Source organism: Pseudomonas arabinosi (genome assembly GCF_047758675.1).
GTDB classification, from domain to species: Bacteria; Pseudomonadota; Gammaproteobacteria; order Pseudomonadales; family Pseudomonadaceae; genus Aquipseudomonas; species Aquipseudomonas arabinosi.
Map to the genome: position 1 here is coordinate 4418758 of NZ_CP180480.1, position 19251 is coordinate 4438008.

The following is a 19251-nucleotide window of genomic DNA, read 5'->3' on the forward strand; positions in this document are numbered from 1 at the left end:
AAGGACGCCAGTGGTGTGGTGATGTCGGGCTGCCGGGGCCGGACAAAGGCAAGGGTGCCAGTATCTGGTGCTGCCACCGGACTACAAGGGTGAGGTACCGCCGGGCTATCTGACTTACCGCTCGCGCACTTACGGCGTGTTCGTGTTCTGGCGCGGGTTCTTCAAGGATCCGAAACAACTGGAGGCACCGGTCGCGGTCATGGAGCAAACCCGCATCTATCCGCTGGGCAAACAGGCCACGGCCAAGGCGATGGAGTTCCCCAATGCCTCGAAAACTCCGGTCAACATGCTCTACCCCACCGATGGCAGCGCGTTCGACATGCTGTCGCGGTTCATCGACCACGAATACGTTGACCCGCAAGACATGGAAATGCGCGGCATGCTCGCCGCGCTGGGTATCGTCAAAGGCAAACCGTTCAAACCAGAGGCAGCCACCCGTGACCTGCTCGACAAGGCTGCGAAAACCGCGAGCAAGATCGGCCATGCCATTTCCTGCACGCCGCAAACCATTGTCGCCAATGGCACCTGGTATCCGGATCGCAAGTGGTTGAACGTATTCCCCGGCAATGCGACGTTCACTGCCGACACCTTCAATTACATCGACCCGCGCACCGGTTTCTTCACCAATGCCTACTCGGCCAGCCCGGGCATGGCGGTGAACATGGAAAACGTCGGCGCCAAGTACCCGGCCACCTTCGTCGATGCCAAAGGCCAATTCCTGTCCGGCAGCAACAGCTACTCGCTGAACCTGCCCAAAGGCATTCCGGCGGCATTGTTCTGGTCGGTGACGGCGTATGACTCGATCACTGCATCAGGCCTGGATAATGGCCAGCCGTTCCCGTCACTGAACACCATGGACAACCCCGTCACCAACACCGACGGCTCAATCGACGTGCACTTCGGCCCAGACTCACCGGGTACCGGTAAAAACCGGATCAAAACCCTGCCGGGCGAAGGTTACTTCGTGATTCTGCGGTTGTACGGCCCGACCAAGGCGTTCTTCGACAAGGCATGGAAACCGGGTGACTTGATCAAACAATGATCTGAGATGCGTCTGAACGACATGAGTGCATTAGTGCACTTATGTCTTCGGCATTTTTGATCGACAGCTTTGGGTTGTGGCTTTGCGAGTCTTTCAATAGCCAATACATTCACTGATCCGCAGCCCCTGTAACGGCGCTCTCGTTTGTCACACCACCGACGATTTACTTTCGCCTCAGCTATCTGGATCGACACTATCAATACACGCCTGGATTCCCGAGTTTGAAGCCATAGGCTTTGAGGATGGCGTAGACCTCGCTCATGCGAACGCCCCTACTTCGCCGTCCCACCACGCGGCTTATAAAAGAGAAACATCGAAGTCTCGGTGGTCTTGATGTATTTCCTGGCCCAAGCGGGTTTCACTTTCCTGTCGTGGAAATACATCGCGCCGTGGGTTCGGTCGTTCAGTTGTTTGTTGAGCGCCTTGCGCGCGATTTCCTTGGCAATCGCGTATTGGGTTTCTTCCTGGACCTGATCCGAGCGTCCATCACACCACCACGAAAACTGACAATTCTTGGTTTCAGAACCTTGCTTGACCACGGCGCATACCGTGTCCGGAAAGCCCTCGTGGCCCAGGCGGTTCATGACGACGCTGGCGACGGCTTCCATGTCGGCGGACGATTTGCCTTTGGCTTCCCAATAGATGGAGCGGGCCATACAGGTGATTGCATCGTCCAGCGGCGACGCACCGACGGGATCGACGGCCTGAACTTCAGAGGTGGTGATGGCTTCGGACTTGGGCACCGGTACATCGGCGCTCTTCTCCGCAGCTTTACGCTCAAGGACCTCGGCCTTGTCCTCAGCCACTTCCTTTTTTTGTTCCTGTTCAGACGCGAGGGCCTGGCCGGCGAGAAGGGTTATTGCCAAGCAGGTGGCTATCCAGATAACTCGCATGATCGACCTTTCTGACGGAACCGGAAGCACGCCACACTGGCGACTTTGCTTGATTGTAGTTGCCAGAATTCATTCCAGCAGACGGACAAAAAAACAGTCTTGGGGCGTGAAAAGTCATTGTGCTGGCAGGGGAGAAATCGCGCATCATGGGCGCAGTCAGCTCAAGGGGATTTCCATGCGCTTCAAATCATCTGCTATGCGTCTTGCCACGGTGTCACTGGGGATGTTGTTCGCCATGAATGCGTTGGCGGTCGACGAGAAACAACTGATTGATTCGATCAACCTCTACCGCAGCCAGGTGCAGCGCTGCGCGGGTCAGGTATCGCAGGAACTGCCGCCGCTGGCCGGCGACCCACGGCTGGCGCTGAACGCCAACAGCGTTGGCAATCTGCAGCAGGCAATGGCCAGCGCGGGTTATCCGATGAAGAATGTGCAGGCAATCAGCCTGTCCGGACCGCGCGATGCGCCGTCGGCGATGAAAGCTATTCAAGAGAGTTTTTGCCAGATCGTGCTGGACCCGCAATTCGTCGATGTTGGCGTCAGCCGCCAGGACCGTGAGTGGCGCATCGTGCTGGCGCGTCCACTGTTGAGCGGTCGCCTGGGCGACTGGCAAGCGGAAGGCCAGAAGCTGCTGGCCGAGCTCAACATCGCACGCAGCCAGCCGCGTCAGTGCGGCACGCAATCCTTTGCCGCCGCCACCCCACTGGTCTGGAACGCCGCGTTGGCGACGGCGGCCGAGGAGCACGCCCGGTCGATGGCCAACAACAATTACTTTGATCACAAGGACCGCGATGGCCGCATGCCGGGTGATCGGGCTGAATTGGCCGGTTACAGCGGCGGGCAGGTTGGCGAGACCATCGCTGCCGGCCAAGACACCGTGCGCAAGGTGGTCGATGGCTGGGTGTCCAGCGCCGGTCACTGCGCGAACCTGATGAACCCAAATTACCGGGAGTTGGGCGCGGCCTATGCGGTTGATCCGAAGAGTGATCCGGGGATTTACTGGACCGCGATGTTCGGGGCGCCGTAAGTTCGGGACGCCGGATAGAAAAAAACCGGAGCCCTGTCATGGGGCTCCGGTTTTTTTTCTGCAATCGTTGCCCAGCCAGATCTTTCCAGCGGCACCAGCGGATTGCTCTGCGGGTAGCACGCGGCCGCCTGGCCGGCCCTGATTCAGATCTTTGTCCGATTGACGGAGAAAGAATATGAAGGGGGTTTAAATATTGTCTAATCGCTATTTACGACTGCATTACCGAGGACATCTATCATGGTTTTCTCGTTATTAATCAGCTAGTTGAAAATACACAAAACAACTTAATCGCTGAATTAGATCCTTCATCGACCCTGTCGATCAGCCGGTCATTAATAGTGATTGGACGCCCTCTAAAGTTGCTCTTAGTCTGCGCTCAACAATTTCGTTGATAGCGCAATATTCAACTCACGGCGAGGATGTCATGTCAGAGCGAGTCTTGATCGATGGGTTCTCCAGACGGGTGGACTATCTGCGGATGTCTGTCACCGACCGCTGCGATTTCCGTTGCGTGTATTGCATGGCCGAAGACATGCAGTTTCTGCCCCGCCAACGGGTACTGACCCTGGAAGAAATCTACCAACTGGCAGAAAGCTTCGTGGCGTTGGGCACCCGCAAGATCCGCTTCACGGGCGGCGAACCGCTGATTCGTCCGGGGGTGGTGCAGCTGTGCGAAAAGATCGCCGCCCTGCCCGGCCTGCGTGAACTGTGCATGACCACCAACGGTTCGCAGTTGGGCAAACTTGCAGCTCCCCTGTTCGAGGCCGGGGTCAAACGGCTCAACATCAGCCTCGACAGCCTGGACCCGCAACGCTTTCGTGAACTGACGCGCACCGGTGATCTGGCGCAGGTCATCAACGGCATCGACGCGGCCAACGCTGCAGGATTTCGCAATACCAAACTCAACTGCGTGGTGATGAAGGGCCGTAATGACCATGAGATCAACGACCTCGTGAGTTTTTCCATCGACCGAAATCTCGACATTTCTTTCATCGAAGAAATGCCCCTGGGCACCATCCATGAACACAGCCGCGCGGAGTCGTTTTACGCAAGCAGTCAGGTACGTGAACGGATCGCCGAGCGCTACACTCTGATCGAGTCCGCCGAGTCGACCCAAGGCCCGTCGCGCTACTGGCGCCTGGCCGAGGCACCGCAGATTCGCCTGGGGTTCATTTCCCCCCACAGCCACAACTTTTGTGGCACCTGCAATCGGGTTCGGTTGACGGTGGAAGGTCGTCTGCTGCTGTGCCTGGGCAATGAGCACGCCGTCGACCTCAAGGCCGTTTTGCGCAGCCATCCCGGCCATCCCGAGCGCCTGGAAAAAGCCATCATCGAGGCGATGAAACTCAAACCCTATCGGCACAATTTCGAAGTGAACGACGATGTCCAGGTGGTTCGCTTCATGAACATGACGGGCGGCTGAACACCATGATCGTTAGACCCAAACCCAATCTGATCGGCGTCCTGACGTCACTCAAGGGCTCGATCGCCAAACGAATTGCCTGGCGCAGCCTTCTGGTAACCCTGCTCGCCTCGGCCATCGTGCTCATCGAAACCTTGCACCCGAGCTATTTTTCCAAGGTCAGTGCAACGCCCTTCACCCTGCTGGGTTTGTCGTTGTCGATCTTCATGAGCTTTCGCAACAACGCCTGCTACGACCGCTGGTACGAAGCGCGCAAAGCCTGGGGCGACATGCTGGTGGACATCCGCTCGATGGTGCGCGAAACCCAGGTCATCAAGGACGCGAACGAGCGACACAATATCCTCAGCAACCTCTGCGGCTTCGCCCATGCGCTCAATGCAAAACTGCGCAAAGAAAACGAACTGGCGGCCAGTGGTGAATGGCTGAACCCGATGCCCAAGGACAACGCGGCGGATATCAGCGGGGGGATTCTGCTGCAGGTCGGTCAGCAGTGTTCGGCACTCGCCGAGTCAGGCGCGATCAATGAATGGCGCTATACGCTCATGGCCAACCATTTGACCCGCCTGACCCAGGTGCAAGCGGTCTGTGAACGGATCAAACACACACCGCTGCCCTTCCCCTACACCTTGTTGCTGCACCGGACCATCTACCTGTTCTGCATTTTGCTGCCCTTCGCAATGGCCGAGCCACTGGGCTGGCTGACACCGATTTTCACCGCCATTGTCAGCTACACCTTTTTCGGTCTGGATGCGATTGGCGATGAGCTGGAAGACCCGTTCGGTCGCGATGAAAACGACCTGCCCATCGATGCGCTGGTGCGCAGCATTGAACGGGATGTGCTGGCAGCGCTGGGCGTGACGCAACTGCCACCGCAGCTGGAACCGGTGGACTATGTGCTGAGCTGATGGGCTCGGTGATTCACCAGGCATTGGTACATGCCAGTAGACGCAGAACCTGTGGGAGCGAGCTTGCTCGCGAAGAGGCCGGCACATCCAACATTGATGTCGACTGACAGTCCGTTATCGCGAGCAATTGAACCTTGACGGTGAAAAGCTGCTGAAGCAAGACGCGCTTCACGCCTCCACCTGCACCACTTCAATCCCGAGCTTCTGATAGTCCTCGACATTGCCCGACGCCACGTGGCGCTCGGTGATCAGGGTATGAATGCGCTGACACGGCGCGACAACGAACGGCTCCACCGCCCCCAGTTTGTCGGCGGTGGTGACGGCAACGACACGGGAGGCGCTGGCGAGCATCGCCTGTTTGACCGGCACCTCGTCGAAATGCAGGGAGCTGATGCCGACTTCCGGGTGAATCGCGCAGACCCCGGTGAACAGCAGATCAGCCTTGATACCCTCGATCAGCCGCAGAGTTTCCTGTCCGCTGGCCGACAGGGTCGCGGGATTGAGTTGCCCGCCGGCCAGAATCACCGTGATGCCTTTGTATTCGGCCAGGGTGATCGCGATCATGGGTGAGGCGGTGACGGCCGTAATGGAAATGTCCGACGGTAAAGAACGGGCGATCTGCAGCGTCGTACTCCCCGAATCGAAAATCACAATCTGGCCGTCCTGCACCTGGCGAGCGGCGAGTTGTGCCAAGTGTGTTTTTACCTCATCGGTTTCATTGACGCGGGTGAAAAAATCCTTGCCAGTGTCCTTGGGCCGCGGCAGTGCACCGCCGTGCACCCGCTGCACCAGCCCGGCGCTGGCCAGTTCCGCCAGATCACGGCGAATGGTGTCTTCGGACACCGCGAAGTGCTGGCTCAACTCGCTAGCCATGACCTTGCCGTCACGTTCGAGGATCAATAGAATTTTTTGCCGGCGCAGATGAGGGAGTTCGGCGGCGGAGTGTGAATCGTGCATGTTTTTGCCCGCTTTTGCGTGAAATTGCGTGTTTGTGCGAGACTAGCCAAAGCGCGGGATAAACACAAACCAACCGGCTATCAATTGTTTCGATGATTCAAATCATGAAGCCCAATTTTTTATTTCTTTGTGACCTATTCAAGATGGCGCCATCACACATGTTTTGGATGAAAACTTCATGAATCTAAACTTTGCCTTTGCCTGCATGATCGTGGTCTCGTTCGCGATTGCGTTGGGCCACGCCTGATCAGCAGAAACCAAGGGCCATCCGCTCTCTCCTCCATCCAGAGTCGACTCATGCTGTGTTCCCTCGTATCGAACGGCGCGCTCGTCACGCCTGAACAGCCGGATACAACGGTGCCCTGGTGGAGCTTTACCAAAACCGTGCTCGCTGCTGCCGCGCTGTCACTGGTGCGTGACGGGTTGTTCGACCTGGACGATACCGTTGCTGAAGGCCCCTTCACGCTGCGCCAGCTGCTGCGGCACGAGGCCGGGCTGGCGGATTATGGCGAGCTCGTCGACTACCACAACGCCGTGGCCCGCCATGAGACGCCCTGGTCGGCCGATGACATGCTGCAACGCCTGGATGCCAGCCGGTTGCGCTACACACCGGGGGACGGTTGGCGCTATTCGAACGTCGGCTATCTGTTCGTCGTGCGACTGATTGAACGTGTGACGGGGCGCACGCTTGACGATGCGCTCACGGAGCGCGTGTTCGCCCCCCTCAGTTTATCCCGCATACGCCTCGCCAAAACGCGAGCCGATCTGCAGGGCGTGAACATGGGCAGCGCGCCAACCTACGACCCCGGCTGGGTCTATCACGGCTTGCTGGTTGGCCCACTTGAAGAAGCCGCCCTTTGTCTGGACGGTCTGCTGGCCGGCAACCTTCTGCCAAACCCACTGCTGCAAGCGATGCAAACGGCACGCGTCCTCGGCGGCCCGATTCCCGGTCGCCCGTGGACTTCCCCGGGTTACGGGCTCGGCCTGATGCAGGGTTTGGTCAAGGGCGAACTGACGTTGAGCGGACACACCGGCGCCGGTCCAGGCAGCGTAGTCGCGATCTATCGCTGCGTTGATGGCGAAAACGCGGTGAGTTGTGCTGTCTTTAATGACGGCGCCGACGAAGGGGCTGCCGAAGCAGAAGTGGTCGAACGCCTGTCGGCAATCCTTGGCAAAAACCGTTAGAAAAGCCGTATCCCTTCCCCGCATCGTCTATAACCAGTGTCGACATGATTTGGATCAGGGAGCCTTGAAGGCTCCCTCGCTAAATTGATCTCTTGAAAAAAAGCCGACAAGTGACTGTCCGCTAGGAGATTCCCCGCATGAAAGCCCTGAAAATTGCCGCCAGTGATTCCGCGTTCGATTGTTTCCAGACCTCCCGAGAAGTAATTCCGCTCAATCAAACCGACTACACCGACGTCGCGGTCGCGGTGTTCTCTGTGGAGGATGTGATGGCGGGTGCCTTGGACGTCCTGCAACGTACCGGTTTCGATATCCCCATTTTTCTCGTCGCCTCCCCCAGTTCCGGCAACCGCGCCCGGGACGTCTACAAGCACCTGCAAGATGTTCTGCTTCAGGTAAATGGCATTTTTGACCCCTCGCGCAACAACGCCGAATACCATGGCAACCAACTGGAGACCGCGGCAAAAGCCTATGAAGAAAGTCTCCTGCCGCCGTTCTTCGACGCGCTCAAGCACTACACCGAATCGGCCAACGCCACGTTCGCCTGCCCTGGCCACCAGGGCGGCCAGTTTTTTCGCAAACACCCGGCTGGGCGGCAGTTCTTCGACTTCTTCGGCGAGACCCTGTTTCGCGCCGATATGTGCAACGCCGACGTCAAGCTTGGCGATTTGCTGATCCACGAAGGCCCGGCGCTTCTGGCGCAAAAGCACGCGGCGAAGGTGTTCAACGCCGACAAGACCTACTTCGTACTCAACGGCACATCGGCCTCCAACAAGGTGGTCACCAACGCACTGCTCACGCCTGGCGACCTGGTGCTGTTCGATCGCAACAACCACAAATCCATTCACCAGGGTGCGTTGATCCAGGCAGGGGCGACTCCGGTTTACCTGGAAACCGCGCGCAACCCCTATGGGTTCATCGGTGGGATTGACGCCCATTGTTTCGAAGAAGACTACCTGCGCGAACTCATCAGTGAAGTCGCACCGGACAAGGCCCAACTGCCACGGCCGTTTCGCCTGGCGGTCATTCAGCTGGGCACCTATGACGGCACCATCTACAACGCCAGACAAGTCGTCGATCGCATCGGCAAGCTGTGCGACTACATCCTGTTTGACTCGGCGTGGGTGGGCTACGAACAGTTCATCCCGATGATGAAGGATTGCTCGCCGCTGCTGCTTGACCTGCACGAGAACGACCCCGGGATCTTTGTCACTCAATCGGTGCACAAACAGCAGGCAGGGTTTTCCCAGGCGTCGCAGATCCACAAGAAAGATCGCCATATCAAGGGCCAGGCCCGTTATTGCAACCATGCGCAGCTGAACAACGCCTTCATGGCCCAAGCGTCTACCAGCCCGTTTTACCCGCTGTTCGCCTCACTGGATGTGAACGCGCGCATCCATTCCGGGCGCAGTGGCCTGCGCCTGTGGGAAGACTGTGTGAAGTTCGGCATCGACGCGCGCAAGTTGATTCTGGAAGCGTGCACCATGGTCCGTCCCTTCGTGCCGGACACCATTGACGGTCGCCCTTGGCAGGACCATCCGACCGAAGACATCGCCAACGACATCCGGTTTTTCGAGTTCCATCCGAAGGATCGCTGGCATGCCTTTGGCGGTTACGCCGACAAGCAATACTTCATCGACCCTTGCAAGTTGCTGTTCACCACGCCCGGCATCGACCCGGTCGATGGCAGTTACACCGACTTCGGCATCCATGCCGGCATCCTCGCCAATTTCCTGCGCGAGAATGGCATCGTTCCGGAAAAGTGCGACCTGAACTCAATTCTGTTCCTGCTCACCCCGGCCGAAGACTGGGCGAAGATGACGCATCTCGCCTCACAGATCGCGCGCTTTGAACGCTTCATCAGTGATGACGCGCCGATGAGCCGGGTGTTGCCAGCCATCTACGCGCAGCACGAGGAGCGCTATCGCAACTACACCATTCGCCAACTCTGCCAGGAGATGCACGACCTCTACCGCACCCACAACGTCCAGCAATTGCAGAAGGCAATGTTCCGCAAGGAACACTTCCCGAAAAAGGCGATGAACCCTCAGGCAGCACAGTTCGAATTCATCCGTGGCAACGTCGAACTGGTGGCGCTGACGGACGCCGAAGGTCGCATCGCTGCCGAAGGTGCCCTTCCCTATCCACCCGGCGTGCTCTGCGTGGTGCCTGGGGAAATATGGGGCGGGGCGGTGCTTAAATACTTCCTGGCGCTGGAGGAAGGTATCAACTCCCTGCCTGGCTTCACGCCGGAACTCCAGGGCGTGTACTTGAAACAGGAAGGTGATCGCATTCGCGCCTATGGGTACGTGATCAAGACGTGAGTCTTCACACCTCCAGTGGTGTGTCGGCCCGGGGTTGAGCGTGATGGCGAGTGGATATCTGCGTGAAGCCGATTATGCTTCAGGAAACCTTGCAGCGATGCGAGGCCGTCAACCTGTGTGCATGCTTCGCGCAATCCGTAATCCGACGACATCAGCCCCAGGGCCTGGGTGCGGCAAAAAGGTAACGAGGTACTCCGGCCTATAACAAGAACGACGGAGAAGACTCATGGCCGCAATCGACAACACTTCCACGGGCAGCGCGCCCCACCACGGGATTACCAAGGAGGAGCGCAAGGTCATCTTTGCCTCGTCCCTGGGCACCGTGTTCGAGTGGTACGACTTCTACCTTTATGGGTCTCTCGCCGCGATCATTGCCAAGCACTTCTTCGCCGGCGTCAATGAGACAACGTCCTTCATCTTCGCACTGCTCGCGTTCGCCGCGGGCTTCGCGGTACGCCCCTTCGGCGCCATCGTGTTCGGCCGACTGGGCGACATGATCGGGCGCAAACACACCTTCCTCATCACCATTGTGATCATGGGTATCTCCACCGCCATCGTGGGCTTTTTGCCCGGCTACGCGACCATTGGCGTGGCGGCGCCGATCATCCTGATCACCCTGCGCCTGCTGCAGGGCCTGGCCCTGGGCGGTGAGTACGGCGGCGCGGCGACCTACGTGGCCGAACATGCGCCGAAAGGCAAACGCGGCTACTTCACTTCGTGGATTCAAACCACTGCAACCCTCGGCCTATTCCTCTCGCTGCTGGTGATCCTCGCCTGCCGCACGGTCCTCGGCACCGAAGCGTTCGAGGCCTGGGGCTGGCGGATTCCGTTCCTGCTGTCGATCCTGCTGTTGATCGTCTCGGTGTACATCCGCCTGCAACTCAGCGAGTCGCCGGTGTTCTTGAAGATGAAAGCCGAAGGCAAGTCTTCCAAGGCGCCGCTGACCGAATCCTTTGCTCGCTGGGATAACCTCAAGATCGTGATCATGGCCCTGCTCGGCGGCACTGCCGGCCAGGCCGTCGTCTGGTACACCGGGCAGTTCTACGCGCTGTTCTTCCTGCTGCAGACGCTGAAGATCGAAGCGCAGACCGCCAACCTGCTGATTGCCGGCTCCCTGCTGATCGGTACGCCGTTTTTCGTCATATTCGGCAGCCTGTCCGACCGCATCGGCCGCAAGGGCATCATCATGGCCGGCTGCGTCCTGGCGGCAGTGACCTACTTCCCGATTTTCCATGGGTTGACCCAATACGGTAACCCCGACGTGTTCGTCGCGCAGGAGAAGAACCCGGTCACGGTGGTCGCCGATCCCGACCAGTGCTCGTTCCAGTTCGACCCGGTGGGCAAGGCCAAATTCACCAGCTCCTGCGACCTCGCCAAGACCGTGCTGGCGAAGAGGGCCATCCCCTACAAGAACGAGAAAGCCGAACCGGGCACCGTCGCGCAGGTCCGCATCGGCGACAAGTTGATCCCGAGCTTCGAGGGCACCGGCATGCCGGGCGCCGACTTCAAGGTCAAGAACGACGCCTTCGCCGCCACCCTCGGTACCGCGCTCAAGGAAGCCGGCTACCCCGAGAAGGCCGACCCGGCGAAGACCAACTACCCAATGGTGCTGCTGCTCCTGACCATCCTCGTGATCTACGTGACCATGGTCTACGGCCCGATCGCCGCCTGGCTGGTGGAACTGTTCCCGGCGCGCATCCGCTACACCTCGATGTCGCTGCCCTACCACATCGGCAACGGCTGGTTCGGGGGCTTCCTGCCGACGGTGGCGTTCGCGATGGTGGCGGCCACGGGTGATATCTACTACGGGCTGTGGTACCCGATTGTCATCGCTGTGATGACGGCCATTCTGGGCATTTTCTTCATGCCGGAAACCAAGGATCGGGAAATTCATCACACCTAAGGCTGGCACCCGCCCTCTCCTGCCAGGGAGAGGGCAATCCAGAAACGATCAAACGGTCTACGCTGATCACGCAGGCTCCGCCAGCTGCTACACAGTGCGGGGTGCAATTGATCTATTTGTTCAGCTCCTCAGGAGCGCAATACGCCAATCGCCCGCCGATATTTTTCAACGCGCTCCAGGTCTTCCCACGACGGCTGCGCAATCCGCGACAGATCGCTGTTCTCTTCAAGGTCCGCCAGTTTCACCACCCGCCCAATCGGGTTCTGCGCCGCGCGTTCGACGAAGGCTTCATAGGATTCACCCGCCACTTTGGTGACCGACTCGATGGCCGTCAGAACGGCTTCGCTGAAGCCTTCCTTGCGCAGATCATCAAGGCTGATGCCGCAGTCTTCGACCACGTCATGCAGCACTGCGACGATGCGTTCTTCCAGCGTCGTGACCCGCAACATGACTTTCAACGGATGCAGGATGTAAGGGCTACCGCCCTTGTCGACCTGCCCCTCATGCGCGGTGGCGGCGATGGCAATGGCGCGTTCCAGTGTCTGGCTCATGTCGTTCTCCCTGGGTAATCGGCGTTCGCATTGGAGCTCGCCGCCATGACCGTGAAAATCCGGGCTCAACCCAACAGATGCTGTGAGATGAGTTTGGAAATCTCGACCATCGACGTTCTCCCAGTGAATTCAAACTTCACTCTGCCCAGCGCCGAGAAGTAGATTTCCAGCTCAGAATCCAGGTCGAAGGTGCCCGAGGTTTCCACGGAATAAGCGACGATGTTTTTGTAAGGCAACGAAGTGAAGTCTTTTTTGCTGCCGGTGATGCCTTGGACGTTGACCGCGATGATTCGTTTGTTGGTAAACACCACGCCGTCGCGCATGGATTTATAGGCATCAATGACCTGCTCGCCGTCCAGCAGCAGCGCGGTGACTCGCTCCGCGTATTCGTTGTTTTGCTTGAGTTTGAAAAAGCCTTTGTTGTTGAAATCGATCATCCGCCATCCCCTTCCTTAAAGAGTGTTCCCTGGATTGCCAGCGCGTGGCGCGGCGAGCATACCATCGGGCCTGCGCTTTTTGCGCCCCCTCCAGCAGCGGATCTGAAAAACCAATGGAACCCCGCGCCTCATCGCGTTTTCGAAAGCCTATCAGCGCTGATCTTTGATCAAACAAGGCGCCATTGGAGAGGAAACCCCGATGAACAGTAGACTGCTGTTTCTGCTTGCCAGCCTGAGTCCCACCCTGGTCATGGCTGAAGGCTGTGACGTGCTGACCCGCTCCCAAAGCCCTTCCGTGCCGGTGGTCGAAACGCATAGCTGTTATGAGTACGAAGGCATGCCGGTGAGCTCCATTGATTGGTCATGCAGCAACGAGAGCAAAGACATGCTGACCAGCACCAAGAAAAAAGTCGAACAGTGCGCCGATCATTCTCAGGCCACTTGCAGCGCCACGTTGACGCAAGAATCGCTGGCCAATCCTCACTCCACCAGCAAGGACAAGAGCAGCACATCGTTGAATATTCCGAACAATGCGAAGGTCACTACGTATTACTACGGCGCTGAGCATTTGAGTCAGGCGAAAATTGATTGCGAGTCGGGTGGGGGTCACTGGAAAGCGCAGTAGCCGCTCAAGAACACAAAAGCTTCTTCACCATCGGAATGCAAGCGAGTTGCAGACCAGAGGGCGAATGGTAAATAGCCGTCTGTTCACCGACAAAACCGCATCGCCGGTAGAAGTCAGCAGCGTTCAACGTAGCGTCCAGATTAACGTCCTCCAGCCCCAGATCCCGCGCCAGGCACTCAAGATGATCCAGAATGCGCTTGCCAATGCCCCGCTGCATAAAGCCCGGCAAGACAAAGATCGCGCCGATTTCACGCCTCTCCAGATCAAGCATGCCTGTCGCCACGGGTTCTCCCTGAATACACCCCAGATAAAAGTGTTTTTCCATCAGGTCGCAATATCCGTCCTCGGCGGCCCCTGCCGTCCAGACGTCCATTTGCTGCAGGGTATAGGCGCCGATGCATTGATGCCGTATCGCTTGACGCCGAATGTCGAATGCCGCCCGGCAATCGCCGTGATGGGCTCGTTTGATCTCTAACATTTCAATCTCCGTTAGCCATCGGCGGACGGAAACTAAAAAGCCCCGTCCATTTCTGGCGGGGCCTTGGTTAATACGTCAGGTTCCAAGCACGCATGACCTCATGGCCCGCCGGAAGCGGTCATAGAGGAATACATCATGTACATGCGGGATGTGTAAGTCATGGGCAGATAGTGTTGTTGAAGAAGCGGGATGTCAATCTTGTGCCCCAAGCAGCGTTGGTTAGCCCTTAACAGCCGCTTCAATCCCAGCGATGTCGATCTTTCCCATCTCCATCATGGCGTCGAACGCGCGCTTGGCCGCTGCTTGATCAGGGTTGGTTATCGCGGCGGTCAGAACGCGTGGAGTGATCTGCCATGACAACCCCCACTTGTCCTGGCACCAGCCGCATACGTTTTCCTGGCCGCCATTTCCGACAATCGCGTTCCACAAGCGATCCGTTTCGGCTTGGTCGTCAGTTGCGACCTGGAACGAAAAAGCCTGGTTGTGCTTGATCCCCGAGCCCCCGTTCAGTCCGAGGCAAGGGATGCCCATCACCGTGAACTCGACCGTCAGGACATCGCCCTGCTTGCAGGCCGGATAGTCGCCGGGCGCGCGAAGGACAGCTCCCACAGCGCTGTCGGGAAACGTTTCGGCGTAGAACGTCGCAGCGTCCAGCGCGGTGCCGTCGTACCAAAGGCAAATCGTGTTTTTGCTGATCATCTTGGTTCTCCAGAATCGGAACGGGTCCGTGCATTTTAGCAGCGCATTCAGCGGGGCGGCTTTGGCAACTGGCGTCCCCCTGGTCTGCCAACTTCAGTAGCTGCTCCGCATTGGAGGCGATAACATCCCGGCCTCGCATGGAGTGTGCGAACACCTACTCAAAGGATGAACACATGAGCCGCACCGACCACATCTGCCTGATGGCGACCTATAACCAATGGTTGAACGCAAAGATCTATGGGGCAACCAGGTGCTTGTCCGATGATGAGCTCTCAGCCGATAGGAAAGCGTTCTTCAAGTCTATTCTCGGGACGCTAAACCACGTGGCAATCGGAGACACTGTGTGGCTAAAGCGATTCGCCAAGCATCCAGCGAACCACTCGGCACTGGCGCCAGTGAGGCAACTTTCCGATCCGGAAAGCCTCGACCAATTGTTGTTCTCTACTGTTCCAGAGCTCTCAGTGCATCGAGCGAGACTCGATCAGATAATCGTCGAATGGGCTCACTCTATTACAGAGTCCGATCTGGACCACACTCTCCATTACGCCAGCATGAACGGTGTAGTGTCCGATAAGAATTTTTACAGCCTTGTCATGCATTTTTTCAACCATCAAACCCATCACCGTGGCCAGGTGACTACGCTGCTTTCACAGGCGGGTATTGACATAGTTGATACAGATTTAGTCTTTCTCATTCCATCCCAATCCTGCGTATAAAAGCGACAGCTCTGGTTGCTCCTGACAGTCGTTGTCCGGTGCCGCCCCTTCAGTCTGGGTACTCTTTTCGTGCACCTTGAAGGTAGAAAACCCCAAGCAATCACCTAAGCTCTAAGGGGAGATTTTGCGCTGCTACAAATTGATAGCTCCACCCTATGGAACACGCTCCGTTAATGCGATTTCCATGGACAGCCGATTCCAAGAAGGTCGCCATCAACCCCAAAAGGAGCCTCCCATGTTCAAGCCCGGTCACCTGAACCGTACTAATACCCCTGGCACGCCCGGAGTCCCGGAATACAACATTGATGTCTTCTATGAAGTCCGCCGCGACCCCAAGGAAGGCATGCTGATGCACTTCAAGATGGACGGAGCGGTATCCGGTAAAAGCTTCACTGAAGAATTCGATATGCACCGCGACACGGCCTTCAACTTTGCCAGCCGCGTGGCAAAGGCTGCGGCCAAGCATGGAGTGCCCGCCAATGCCAGTCTCATCATGCGCGGACACAAGGAATACGACGCGATGTTCGAGGATATTCGCGACAAACTCGGCGTCCAGCCAGGCGATCCAGTCGATCTGGATAACGCTGAGAAAGACCGTCGCTGAGTGACGCCAATGCCACTCAGCGCGCCTCGTCCACCGGATGGATCACGAGGTAGCTGTCGACGGCATCGTCGATGGTTGGAAAGAATGCCGATTCGCCAAGCCGTGCGAACAGCCCGAATCGCTTCAGCTTGTCCTTGACCGGGTCCTTCATCTCGGCCACGCACAACTTGATGCCTGCCGCGTGCAAGGTGTCGTCCAGTTCAGCCAACACGTCGGCAGAGGTCACGTCCACACTGGTGACCGGTTCCGCCGCAACGACCAACCAGCGCACGGGCGTTGGCGATGTCGCCACTGCGGCAAGCACTCGGTCATTGAACAGTTCGGCGTTGGCGAAAAACAACGGCGCATCCCAGCGAAACAGCACCAGACCGGGGATAAGGCTCGCGTCGGGATAGCGCTGGATGTCGTGGTAGCCCTTGACCCCCTTGGCTTGACCCAGCACCGCGGAATACGGCCGCCAGCCATCCCACAGAAATTCGATGACGGCGATCACGATGGCCAGCCCGATGCCCTCGATCGCGCCGAACACGGCCACGCCGACGGTGCAGACGATCGACAACCAGAACTCCCAGCGCTGGATGCGATAAATGCGCCGCAGGTCGGCCACTTCAATCAGGCCGATGGCCGACGCGATCACGACCGCGGCCAGTGCGCTGCTGGGCAAACTCTGCAACAGGTTCGGCGCCACCATCAGCAATAAGGCAACGGCCAACGCGCCGACAACCCCGGTCAACTGGGTTTTGGCGCCTGCGGCTTCGGCCACGGGCGTGCGTGACGAACTGCTGCTGATCGGAAAGCCCTGGAAAAATCCAGCCGCCAGATTGGCAAAACCGAGCCCTGCCATCTCCTGGTTCGGATCGACATAGGTACGGGTCCGCGCCGCATAGACACGCGAGAGCACGCTGGTGTCGGCGAACGACACCAGGGCGACGGCGAAACCGCCGATGAGTACGGGGACAATATCGGCGCGGGTGATCCAAGGGATGGCGAACGCAGGCAAACCTTGCGGAAGAGCACCGAGGACCGATACACCCGCGCGCGCGGCAAGGTCCAGCACACCGACAGCAACGGTCGCGCCAGCCACGGCGATCAAGATACCCGGCACGCGCTTGAAGCGCTTGAGCAGCATGATCACGACCAAGGTGGCTGCGCCGATCATGAACGCAGTCCAGTTGGTCTTTCCTTCCATCACCGCGGTGGCGATAGCCCATATGTTTCTCAGCGGGCCGTCGGACTCAATCGAAAAACCGAAAAACTTGGGCAGTTGGCTGATCAAAACCGTCAGCGCGATGCCGTTCATGTAACCGTAGCGGATCGGCTTGGACAGCAACTCCGTAATGAAGCCCAAACGCATGATGCCCGCCAGGATGCACACGGTGCCTGAAACGATCGCCATCATGCCCGCAAGGGCGATGGCGCGATGCGGGTCACCGCCCGACAGAGGCAAGACGACTGCCAGGATAACGGCGGCCAATGAGGAATCCGGGCCCAGCACCAGAATCCGGCTGGGCCCGAACAATGCGTAAGCGAGTAGCGGAACGATGGTCGCGTAGAGCCCATAGATGCCGGGTACGCCCGATGCCACGGCATAGGCGATGCCGACGGGTACCAACATCGTGGTGAGCACCAGTCCGGCCATGATGTCGTGACGCAACCAGGCAACCTGGTACCCGCGCAGCGTGCGCAGCCCAGGAAGCCAGCGGCTCCAGCCGGTTTCGTCGCCGGCATCCCGGCGTGCAATCCGGCCCGGTTCCGGGACGGGAGGCGAAGCATCCGAATCGCTCATAGAGCTGTGGCCTATAGGTGTACAGCGCAGATTCGCTTAAATGTGCCCGTCAGAATTTTTCGGGCACTCGCCGGTGCGGGTAATCCGGGTCACGATAGCCGCCTGGCTTCTGCCGTTTAGGCAATATCACCTCCTCGCGCGGTACATCCTTGTACGGGATGCGGCTGAGCAAATCGTTGATGATGTTAAGGCGCGCCCGCCGCTTGTCGTTCGAGTTGGCCACCAGCCATGGGGCATGATCGGTGTCAGTCGCCTTGAACATGTCGTCACGCGCACGTGAATAGTCATACCAGCGGCTGTATGACTTGAGGTCCATGGGGGTCAGTTTCCAGATTTTGCGCCCATCCTTGATGCGTTCCTGAAGCCGGCGAGTCTGCTCGTCTTCGCTGACTTCCAGCCAATACTTGAGCAGGATCACGCCCGAGTCGACGATTGCACGCTCCACCAGAGGCGTTGTCTTCAGGAAACTGGCAACCTGCTGTTTAGTGCAAAACCCCATCACCCGCTCGACGCCCGCCCGGTTGTACCAACTGCGATCGAAGATCACCACTTCGCCCGCCGCAGGCAGGTACGGCAGGTAACGCTGGACATACATCTGGCTTTTCTCTCGCTCACTCGGCGCCGTTAGCGCCACCACCCGAAATACACGCGGGCTGACACGCTCGGTGATCGCCTTGATCGTCCCGCCCTTGCCTGCGCCATCGCGCCCCTCGAAGACGATACAGATCTTGATGCCCTTGGCTTTTACCCACTCCTGTAACTTGACCAATTCGACGTGCAGGGTGCGCAGTTGCTCAAGGTAATCCTTGCTCTTCAGCTTCGGGTTTTCAGCAGCATTACGCTTAGGGGCTTTTTTCTTATCCTTTGCCATGACCAAGACCTCATAGATGCCAGTCGCCAATAGGTATTCAGCGTAGGTTGCTTTCAACTCATCCGCCGAGCGCGATGATCGCTGTGATCAGTACAGCGCCGGTGACTGCCGTCGCAAGACCGCCTTGCCACGGTTTTGCGCCGGCGTATTTCGAGAGCATCCATCCGGCGATGAACAGCACCCCGAGTCCGACCAGGTTAGACAGGCGTACCGCGAGCGCTGTTTGATCAAGTAGCAGAAACGGCACGACAAGCGGGAATGTCGAGAACACCACCAACAGGAAAACGCCGACAGCGCCCCTGAAATCATCCCAACCAAGGCGCGGCTGTACCGGCATGGATGAATACTCGACCAGGCGGCGACGCAACGATTCCAGCTCTTCAGGGCCGGCCGCTGCTGCGAGACGCGGGGGTAACGCCTCGGCAATGAGCGCTTGCCCGGCAGCGGCATCCGTCGCAACAAGCAGGTTGGTACGAAGCGTACGGTTGCGTGTGCGCTCGATCAGGGTTCGCAGTAAATACATCACGGCGTCCGCGAGTCCCCAGGCGAGGTTGCAACCCAGCGCGGCGATCATCATCGTGCGCTCGGCCTCCTGGCCAGACGTGGCCACGCTGATGGTTCCGGTGAAGGTCATTGCCATCAGCAGGCCGAAAATGACCTCCGTGACACGATCGACCGGATCAAGAACACGGGCCCGCTTTTGCTCTCCAGTGCTTTGCATGCGCTCATCCTCGCCACGGCTGCGTCAGCGTGGTCCTGGTTTTCAGCCGTGTCTGGATGGCCAAGACCCTGCATCCGCCAGCACATCGAACAGCTTAGTTCAGACTT

19 protein-coding genes are annotated in these 19251 nt (G+C 58.4%); 10 read left to right on the forward strand and 9 right to left on the reverse strand.

All coding sequences use genetic code 11. The features are described from left to right. The first annotated feature begins 67 nt into the window (after positions 1-67). Positions 68-1042 carry a DUF1214 domain-containing protein gene (locus ACMXYJ_RS20505; protein ID WP_415756658.1) on the forward strand — a complete coding sequence of 325 codons (975 nt, stop codon included), beginning with the start codon at positions 68-70 and terminating at the stop codon, positions 1040-1042. Between the two features lie 272 nt (positions 1043-1314). Here the strand turns inward: ACMXYJ_RS20505 and ACMXYJ_RS20510 are convergent, their stop codons facing one another. After that, positions 1315-1935: a cell wall hydrolase gene (locus tag ACMXYJ_RS20510; protein WP_415756659.1), complete on the reverse strand. Its 621-nt coding sequence runs from the start codon at positions 1933-1935 to the stop codon at positions 1315-1317. A 175-nt stretch (positions 1936-2110) separates the two neighbouring features. On the opposite strand from ACMXYJ_RS20510, the gene ACMXYJ_RS20515 reads away from it, so the two are divergent. The 3 genes from ACMXYJ_RS20515 to ACMXYJ_RS20525 all read left to right on the forward strand — a co-directional run bounded on the left by ACMXYJ_RS20515 (position 2111) and on the right by ACMXYJ_RS20525 (position 5290). Continuing rightward, the gene (locus ACMXYJ_RS20515; protein ID WP_415756660.1) at positions 2111-2962 is read left to right on the forward strand and encodes a CAP domain-containing protein; all 852 of its coding nucleotides are present in this window, start codon (positions 2111-2113) and stop codon (positions 2960-2962) included. Between the two features lie 424 nt (positions 2963-3386). Beyond that, positions 3387-4385, forward strand: a complete 999-nt coding sequence (moaA, locus tag ACMXYJ_RS20520; RefSeq protein ID WP_415756661.1) for a GTP 3',8-cyclase MoaA — start codon at positions 3387-3389, stop codon at positions 4383-4385. Between the two features lie 5 nt (positions 4386-4390). Then, positions 4391-5290, forward strand: coding sequence for a bestrophin family protein (locus ACMXYJ_RS20525; RefSeq protein WP_415756662.1), 900 nt, complete (start codon positions 4391-4393; stop codon positions 5288-5290). Between the two features lie 168 nt (positions 5291-5458). Here ACMXYJ_RS20525 and ACMXYJ_RS20530 read toward each other — a convergent pair whose 3' ends face one another. After that, positions 5459-6247 (reverse strand): DeoR/GlpR family DNA-binding transcription regulator, encoded by a 789-nt coding sequence (locus ACMXYJ_RS20530; RefSeq protein WP_415756663.1) that lies wholly within the window; start codon positions 6245-6247, stop codon positions 5459-5461. 297 nt (positions 6248-6544) lie between these two features. On the opposite strand from ACMXYJ_RS20530, the gene ACMXYJ_RS20535 reads away from it, so the two are divergent. The 3 genes from ACMXYJ_RS20535 (at position 6545) to ACMXYJ_RS20545 (ending at position 11656) form a co-directional block, all read left to right on the forward strand. After that, positions 6545-7432 (forward strand): serine hydrolase domain-containing protein, encoded by an 888-nt coding sequence (locus tag ACMXYJ_RS20535; RefSeq protein WP_415756664.1) that lies wholly within the window; start codon positions 6545-6547, stop codon positions 7430-7432. A gap of 137 nt (positions 7433-7569) precedes the next feature. After that, complete coding sequence (speF, locus tag ACMXYJ_RS20540) at positions 7570-9753, forward strand: ornithine decarboxylase SpeF (RefSeq protein WP_415756665.1); 2184 nt, start codon at positions 7570-7572, stop codon at positions 9751-9753. A gap of 226 nt (positions 9754-9979) precedes the next feature. Further along, a complete protein-coding gene (locus tag ACMXYJ_RS20545) occupies positions 9980-11656 on the forward strand; it encodes an MFS transporter (protein ID WP_415756666.1) in 1677 nt (558 codons plus the stop codon). Between the two features lie 128 nt (positions 11657-11784). Here ACMXYJ_RS20545 and ACMXYJ_RS20550 read toward each other — a convergent pair whose 3' ends face one another. Continuing rightward, positions 11785-12207 carry an HD domain-containing protein gene (locus tag ACMXYJ_RS20550; RefSeq protein WP_415756667.1) on the reverse strand — a complete coding sequence of 141 codons (423 nt, stop codon included), beginning with the start codon at positions 12205-12207 and terminating at the stop codon, positions 11785-11787. Between the two features lie 65 nt (positions 12208-12272). Beyond that, positions 12273-12644, reverse strand: a complete 372-nt coding sequence (locus ACMXYJ_RS20555) for a PH domain-containing protein (protein ID WP_046049313.1) — start codon at positions 12642-12644, stop codon at positions 12273-12275. A gap of 199 nt (positions 12645-12843) precedes the next feature. Here ACMXYJ_RS20555 and ACMXYJ_RS20560 point away from each other — a divergent pair, with 199 nt between their 5' ends. Next, positions 12844-13269, forward strand: a complete 426-nt coding sequence (locus ACMXYJ_RS20560) for a hypothetical protein (RefSeq protein WP_415756668.1) — start codon at positions 12844-12846, stop codon at positions 13267-13269. Between the two features lie 4 nt (positions 13270-13273). Here ACMXYJ_RS20560 and ACMXYJ_RS20565 read toward each other — a convergent pair whose 3' ends face one another. Both ACMXYJ_RS20565 and ACMXYJ_RS20570 read right to left on the reverse strand, forming a co-directional pair. Continuing rightward, positions 13274-13747: a GNAT family N-acetyltransferase gene (locus tag ACMXYJ_RS20565; RefSeq protein WP_415756669.1), complete on the reverse strand. Its 474-nt coding sequence runs from the start codon at positions 13745-13747 to the stop codon at positions 13274-13276. A 219-nt stretch (positions 13748-13966) separates the two neighbouring features. Then, positions 13967-14446, reverse strand: coding sequence for a VOC family protein (locus ACMXYJ_RS20570; RefSeq protein WP_415756670.1), 480 nt, complete (start codon positions 14444-14446; stop codon positions 13967-13969). Between the two features lie 173 nt (positions 14447-14619). Between ACMXYJ_RS20570 and ACMXYJ_RS20575 the strand changes: the two genes are divergently transcribed. Next, the gene (locus ACMXYJ_RS20575; RefSeq protein WP_415756671.1) at positions 14620-15162 is read left to right on the forward strand and encodes a DinB family protein; all 543 of its coding nucleotides are present in this window, start codon (positions 14620-14622) and stop codon (positions 15160-15162) included. 235 nt (positions 15163-15397) lie between these two features. Next, positions 15398-15766 carry a DUF5064 family protein gene (locus tag ACMXYJ_RS20580; RefSeq protein ID WP_415756672.1) on the forward strand — a complete coding sequence of 123 codons (369 nt, stop codon included), beginning with the start codon at positions 15398-15400 and terminating at the stop codon, positions 15764-15766. Between the two features lie 16 nt (positions 15767-15782). Here ACMXYJ_RS20580 and ACMXYJ_RS20585 read toward each other — a convergent pair whose 3' ends face one another. From ACMXYJ_RS20585 to ACMXYJ_RS20595, 3 genes are read right to left on the reverse strand one after another with little or no spacing between them, the layout of a single operon-like run. After that, the gene (locus ACMXYJ_RS20585) at positions 15783-17552 is read right to left on the reverse strand and encodes a SulP family inorganic anion transporter (RefSeq protein ID WP_415756673.1); all 1770 of its coding nucleotides are present in this window, start codon (positions 17550-17552) and stop codon (positions 15783-15785) included. A gap of 49 nt (positions 17553-17601) precedes the next feature. Further along, entirely contained in the window at positions 17602-18423 is an 822-nt protein-coding gene (ppk2, locus tag ACMXYJ_RS20590) for a polyphosphate kinase 2 (protein WP_415756674.1), read from the reverse strand. A gap of 58 nt (positions 18424-18481) precedes the next feature. Then, positions 18482-19144 (reverse strand): hypothetical protein, encoded by a 663-nt coding sequence (locus tag ACMXYJ_RS20595; protein ID WP_415756675.1) that lies wholly within the window; start codon positions 19142-19144, stop codon positions 18482-18484. Between the last annotated feature and the right edge of the window lie 107 nt (positions 19145-19251).

Coding starts and splice junctions, on each gene's coding strand:
- ACMXYJ_RS20570 (WP_415756670.1), bottom strand. CDS start 14,446: ATGATCAGCAAAAACACGATTTGCCTTTGGTACGACGGCACCGCGCTG.
- ACMXYJ_RS20595 (WP_415756675.1), bottom strand. CDS start 19,144: ATGCAAAGCACTGGAGAGCAAAAGCGGGCCCGTGTTCTTGATCCGGTC.
- ACMXYJ_RS20575 (WP_415756671.1), top strand. CDS start 14,620: ATGAGCCGCACCGACCACATCTGCCTGATGGCGACCTATAACCAATGG.
- moaA (WP_415756661.1), top strand. CDS start 3,387: ATGTCAGAGCGAGTCTTGATCGATGGGTTCTCCAGACGGGTGGACTAT.
- ACMXYJ_RS20580 (WP_415756672.1), top strand. CDS start 15,398: ATGTTCAAGCCCGGTCACCTGAACCGTACTAATACCCCTGGCACGCCC.
- ppk2 (WP_415756674.1), bottom strand. CDS start 18,423: ATGGCAAAGGATAAGAAAAAAGCCCCTAAGCGTAATGCTGCTGAAAAC.
- ACMXYJ_RS20550 (WP_415756667.1), bottom strand. CDS start 12,207: ATGAGCCAGACACTGGAACGCGCCATTGCCATCGCCGCCACCGCGCAT.
- ACMXYJ_RS20555 (WP_046049313.1), bottom strand. CDS start 12,644: ATGATCGATTTCAACAACAAAGGCTTTTTCAAACTCAAGCAAAACAAC.
- ACMXYJ_RS20525 (WP_415756662.1), top strand. CDS start 4,391: ATGATCGTTAGACCCAAACCCAATCTGATCGGCGTCCTGACGTCACTC.
- ACMXYJ_RS20515 (WP_415756660.1), top strand. CDS start 2,111: ATGCGCTTCAAATCATCTGCTATGCGTCTTGCCACGGTGTCACTGGGG.
- ACMXYJ_RS20545 (WP_415756666.1), top strand. CDS start 9,980: ATGGCCGCAATCGACAACACTTCCACGGGCAGCGCGCCCCACCACGGG.
- speF (WP_415756665.1), top strand. CDS start 7,570: ATGAAAGCCCTGAAAATTGCCGCCAGTGATTCCGCGTTCGATTGTTTC.
- ACMXYJ_RS20530 (WP_415756663.1), bottom strand. CDS start 6,247: ATGCACGATTCACACTCCGCCGCCGAACTCCCTCATCTGCGCCGGCAA.
- ACMXYJ_RS20535 (WP_415756664.1), top strand. CDS start 6,545: ATGCTGTGTTCCCTCGTATCGAACGGCGCGCTCGTCACGCCTGAACAG.
- ACMXYJ_RS20565 (WP_415756669.1), bottom strand. CDS start 13,747: ATGTTAGAGATCAAACGAGCCCATCACGGCGATTGCCGGGCGGCATTC.
- ACMXYJ_RS20510 (WP_415756659.1), bottom strand. CDS start 1,935: ATGCGAGTTATCTGGATAGCCACCTGCTTGGCAATAACCCTTCTCGCC.
- ACMXYJ_RS20585 (WP_415756673.1), bottom strand. CDS start 17,552: ATGAGCGATTCGGATGCTTCGCCTCCCGTCCCGGAACCGGGCCGGATT.
- ACMXYJ_RS20560 (WP_415756668.1), top strand. CDS start 12,844: ATGAACAGTAGACTGCTGTTTCTGCTTGCCAGCCTGAGTCCCACCCTG.